We start from the raw sequence: 4,944 nt of genomic DNA, 5'->3' as shown, positions 1-4,944 counted from the left end.
CGAAGGGCGCCTCGTCGAAGGCCAGATCACCACAAACTGGAAACAAGCCCTCGCCCAACTCGCGATCGCTTACCCCGACCGAATCCACCCCTACCTATAAAAACGAGCCCCACTCGCTTACACAAACAACTTGACAGGCTCCAGAAGGCATTTTATCATCAAATGAAATAGTTTCCATATATTGCTAAACGTTCTCGTCTGTGTCAGCATAAATTTAGATCCGTCGACAACGCCACACTGGCCGCAGACGCGTTCAGCTACCGAAGCGGTGGCCGTATTTGTCGACAAGCCGCTCGTTGAGGTGGCTCCCAAACCATTACTAGCCCACACTGCGACGAGCAACGACTTTCCCGCACGAAAAATCAACTGCACGTCTTAATTCTCGTGTCTATTCGGTCGGGGTCTGGTGTTGGCCACAAACAAAAGGTGATCCGATGACCGACACTGAAGCCCAGTTACTAGCCCGAATACCCGACCGCCTGTTCATTGGGGGCGAGTGGGTTGCTTCTTCCTCGAGCAAGACTCTCGCCGTGGTTGACCCTGCAACTGGGAATGTCCTTAAACGTATCGCCGACGCGACCCCAGCTGACGGCATTGCCGCCCTCGACGCCGCGGTCGCAGTTGCTGAGAAATGGAGCGCCACGGCACCCCGAACGCGCGGCGAGATCTTGCGTGGCGCGTTCGACCTGCTACAGGAACGTCAAGACGAGGTGGCATTGCTCATGACACTTGAGATGGGCAAGCCGCTTTCCGAAGCATTGGGGGAGGTCGCATATGGAGGTGAATTTTTACGATGGTTCGGGGAGGAGGCGGTCCGCATCTCTGGCCGTTACGGCCGGAATCCCGAGGGAACCGGGCAGATGGTGGTTTCACAACGTCCGGTCGGCCCGTGCTACCTCATCACCCCGTGGAACTTTCCGCTTGCGATGGCAACCCGCAAAATCGCGCCCGCTCTAGCGGCTGGCTGCACTGTCGTAATCAAACCTGCCGAATTGACACCACTGACCACCCTGCTTCTGGCAAGGTTGCTCGAAGAGGCAGGACTGCCCGGGGGCGTCCTGAACGTGATCACGACGTCGACGTCCGCTGAGGTGTCCGAGCCGATTATTGCCGACTCGCGCTTGCGTAAGCTGAGCTTCACCGGTTCGACACCGGTCGGCCGCAAGCTCATGATTCAAGCATCCGCGAACGTGCTACGCACATCGATGGAACTCGGTGGCAACGCTCCTTTCGTGGTCTTCGGGGACGCCGACCTCGACAAGGCGGTTGATGGAGCCATGCAGGCCAAGTTCCGAAATATTGGGCAGGCATGCACCGCAGCCAACCGTTTCATAGTGCATAGCTCTGTGGTACACGAGTTCGCGAGTCGTATCGCAGGCCGGGTCGCGCAGCTCCGTATGGGCCGCGGAACTGAAGAAGGGGTGACGATCGGCCCGCTTATCAACGACATGGCTGTCAACAAGGCAGACGGGCTGGTTAAGGACGCGATTGCCCGCGGCGCCAGTCTCGTCGCCGGCGGCCATCGAGCCGACAGCCCCGGCAGCTTTTACGAGCCCACCGTCTTGGTTGGAGTAACGCTCGGAAGTGAGATTCTGCGCGAAGAAATCTTTGGCCCGGTGGTCTCAATCACGGAGTTCGATGACGAAGATGAAGCTGTTCGCCTCGCCAATGACACCGAGTACGGCCTCGTAAGCTACGTATTCACCGAAAGCTTGGCGCGAGGCCAACGAATGATCGAAAGGCTCGACACTGGCATGATGGGCTTGAATGCGGGCGTATTGTCAAATGCCGCAGCTCCGTTCGGCGGTGTGAAACAATCCGGTATCGGGCGCGAAGGTGGCACCGAAGGCATCCACGAGTACCTCTCTACGAAGTACACGCTCATTCCAAGCGCGTGATGCCAGAAAGTACCCTACGACGACGTCGGACGTTGAAGTGCCTTTGAGAGCTCGTCGTCAACGTACAGTCGAGCAACTGCACCTTGATCCGCATGGAATGCCCCAGTGAGGACCGTGGGCTAGTTGAAGATGAAGCAAACCCAGGGAGATCAACTAGTAGACCGGCACGGTCGCCGGCGATGCGCATTCGCGTGGTATCTGCCTGATCTCGGGCAGACTTTGGGCCCTCGACCACTACCGTTGAGTTTCTGAGATGCTCGTTGCCTGGGCCGCGGGCGCAATGGTGCCAGCCGATAGGCGGCGCTGTCCGGCGCAGGACGCTGTCCGCGCCGGCCAGCGTCCTAGATGCTGTTGGAAATGCGTTCGTAGTCCAGTTCGCCCTCGCGGGTTTGCACGCCGGCGGCAAGGAGCTTGTGGGCGAGATCGAAGACTTCATCACCAAACGCTGCGTACAGCGAACTGTTCTCGACGGCATAAGCCTCTGGTGAAACCGCAGGTGCCATGGCGTTCACGGTTGTCTTGATGGCAGCGATCGTCGCCGGGCGAAGCCGCGCGATGCGACGAGCGAGGGCGTCGACGTGCGCGTCGATCTCCTCAGCGGGCAGGGCGCGGTTGACGAGTCCGTAACGCTCGGCCAGTTCTGCGTCGACGAGTTCAGCGCCCAAGAGAAGCTCCAACGCGCGAGCGCGACCGATGAGCCGGGTCATGTTCACCGTCCCGCCGCCACCCGGAAGTATTCCCATTTGTGCCTCAGGCTGCGCCTGACCCGACTTGCCGATTGCTGCGAACCGCATGTCGAGATACATGAAAAATTCATTGCCCGCTCCGCGAGCCAAACCTGCGAGCTTGCCAATAGTGACCTGCGGCAGGTTTCGCACCTCCTCGCTCATGGTCTGAAGAATGTTCATACCATCCGGAACATCCCAGTCAGGCGCGGCAGCGATAGCAGCGTTGGTTGCGGCCGGCAGGGCTTCGGGATCGGTCAGGTAGCCCATATCACCGTGCGCGCTGAAGAAGTCCGGGTCACCCGATTGGAACACAATCACCCGAACGTTCGTATCGTCGTGCACCCTGTAAAGAAACCCTCGCAACGAGGGCAGTAAAACACCATCCATGAGGTTCAGTGGCGGGTGATTCAGTGTCACGGTAGCGATACCAGCGTCGATCGAGACGCGCAGTCCCGGCAGGTTGTCGTAAGTCAAGTTTTGTCTCGTTCCAATTAGGCCGCTGAGTGCAGCTGATCTGATAAGACACAGCAGAAGCCGCATCTCTGCGTCTGAAATGACACCGAGGTTCAGTGTAGACCCTTGTCATCAAGGATGGAACTAACCGATATGATGGGGGCATGTCTACTAACCCGGTGAGCGTTCGAGCCATCGGCCGACATGCAGTTCGAGAAGAGCTCGCGCGGATCGCTTTCAACCAGTTCTGCGCCACTGGCTTTGACCAGGTCACGTTCGCCGACCTCGCTGGCGCCACCGGCGTGTCTCGAAGTACCTTCCTGCGATATTTCGCCAATAAAGAAGACGTTGTCCTGTTCGTCTTCGATCCGATTGGCGACATCGTCGTCGACGCCTTGGCTTCTGTACACGCATTGCACGACGACTGGCTGGCACTGCGGCGCGCTTTCGATCCGGTGTTGAGCTTCCTCGCTCGGGATGCCGATGAAGTCATCGCATTCTTAAATCTCATAGAAGCAACCCCGGCGCTCCGCGCGAAGTTTCGGGAGAAGCAATTCGGCTGGCGGCCAAACATCACTCGCGAGCTGCTGCGGAGGGAACAGGTGTCGGTGGAGCGATCAATTATTGCGGATGTCCGCGTGGCAACAGCAATGGAATGTTTTTCAACGGCGCTCATTTACTGGCGGGACGCCAACGGTCAGCAAGACCTGTCCGGACTGCTCGACCTAGCCTTCGGCGCTCTCTCTGATCCTGGTGCGAGCGCAGGGCCGCCCGATAGCAGCCAGTACTGAGATCGCCCTTGAAGTAGGCACCGTCGGCACATCAGCTCGTCGTTGAGCCAGCGTACCGAGGGCAGAGCACTGACCGTGACACTCGACATTGCCGGACCGCGCCGACAACATTCGCGCACCCGAGTATGGGACTTGAACCGCCATCAAGAGAGGCGCAGCGCACACCGATCGACGAATCAAAAGAGCATCGGTGAGAAATTTGCAACGACCTGCTCCAGGACGTCGTGGAGCTGAACCCTTCGACCTCGGCGAAGAGCTTGACGTTGTCTACATGCAGGCCTGTAATTCACGAGCACCATCCCAGGCGAGATTTTGGCGCGGGCGGCCGTCGATGCCGGACTAAATAAGAACGACTAGTCGAGCCATCAATCCGGCCAGCAACCTACAGAGTCCAGGGGAAATCGAAAAAAGTCCATAGAATGAATTGTCATTCATATATTGACGATTTTGGCGCGGTGTGTCAGCATGGAAATGCCACAACATCAAGGAGGAAGTCGTGACCATTGCGCCCGCAGAGTTACTCAAAGCTTTTCGCGAGATGCTCGTCATCCGCGCACTCGAGGAGAAGGCTCTCGAACTGAGCGCAGAGGGGTTTTATCCAGGGTCCGTGCATACCAGTACCGGTCAAGAGGCGATCCCGGTAGGAGTTCGCGCCGCTCTTCAACCTGGCGACCGGGTACTACCGACATACCGCGGCCACGGCTGGGCTGTCGCTGCGGGGGTTCCGCTCGTACCACTTCTGGCTGAGATCACACAGCGTTCGGGGGGCATTAACGGCGGTCGCGGTGGCTCTGCATACCTGACCGCTCCCGAGTATGGGTTCTTCGGGGAGAACTCGATCGTTGGTGCCGGCATTCCTATTGGTGGCGGGGTTGCTTTGGCGTCGGTACATCAGGGCACTGATCGGGTCGTTGTCGTATCCATCGGTGATGGTGCAATGAATCAGGGCTCCGTCCACGAGGGCATGATCTTCGCCGCCGCCTACAAACTTCCTGTTGTGTACGTGATTGAGAACAACGGCTGGTCTGAGATGACCGAGACGACAACTCTTCTAAACGGTGTCGAACTCTTTCA

At 58.4% G+C, this 4,944-nt stretch carries 4 protein-coding genes; 3 read left to right on the top strand and 1 reads right to left on the bottom strand.

Annotation, left to right across the window (positions count from 1 at the left end; all coding sequences use genetic code 11):
• Positions 1-434 precede the first annotated feature (434 nt).
• Positions 435-1,898, top strand: a complete 1,464-nt coding sequence (locus tag ACE5CZ_RS00345) for an NAD-dependent succinate-semialdehyde dehydrogenase (protein WP_374945364.1) — start codon at positions 435-437, stop codon at positions 1,896-1,898.
• A gap of 341 nt (positions 1,899-2,239) precedes the next feature.
• On the opposite strand, the gene ACE5CZ_RS00340 is transcribed toward ACE5CZ_RS00345, so the two are convergent.
• Positions 2,240-3,100, bottom strand: a complete 861-nt coding sequence (locus tag ACE5CZ_RS00340) for an enoyl-CoA hydratase/isomerase family protein (RefSeq protein ID WP_374945363.1) — start codon at positions 3,098-3,100, stop codon at positions 2,240-2,242.
• A gap of 143 nt (positions 3,101-3,243) precedes the next feature.
• Here ACE5CZ_RS00340 and ACE5CZ_RS00335 point away from each other — a divergent pair, with 143 nt between their 5' ends.
• Together ACE5CZ_RS00335 and ACE5CZ_RS00330 are read left to right on the top strand one after the other, a co-directional pair.
• Entirely contained in the window at positions 3,244-3,870 is a 627-nt protein-coding gene (locus ACE5CZ_RS00335; RefSeq protein WP_374945362.1) for a TetR/AcrR family transcriptional regulator, read from the top strand.
• A 496-nt stretch (positions 3,871-4,366) separates the two neighbouring features.
• A partial coding sequence (locus ACE5CZ_RS00330) for a thiamine pyrophosphate-dependent enzyme (protein WP_374945361.1) occupies positions 4,367-4,944 on the top strand: 578 nt, incomplete at its 3' end.

This window comes from Agreia sp., from assembly GCF_964263775.1.
Taxonomy (GTDB): Bacteria; Actinomycetota; Actinomycetes; order Actinomycetales; family Microbacteriaceae; genus Agreia.
This window is presented reverse-complemented; position numbering and strand designations above follow the sequence as displayed.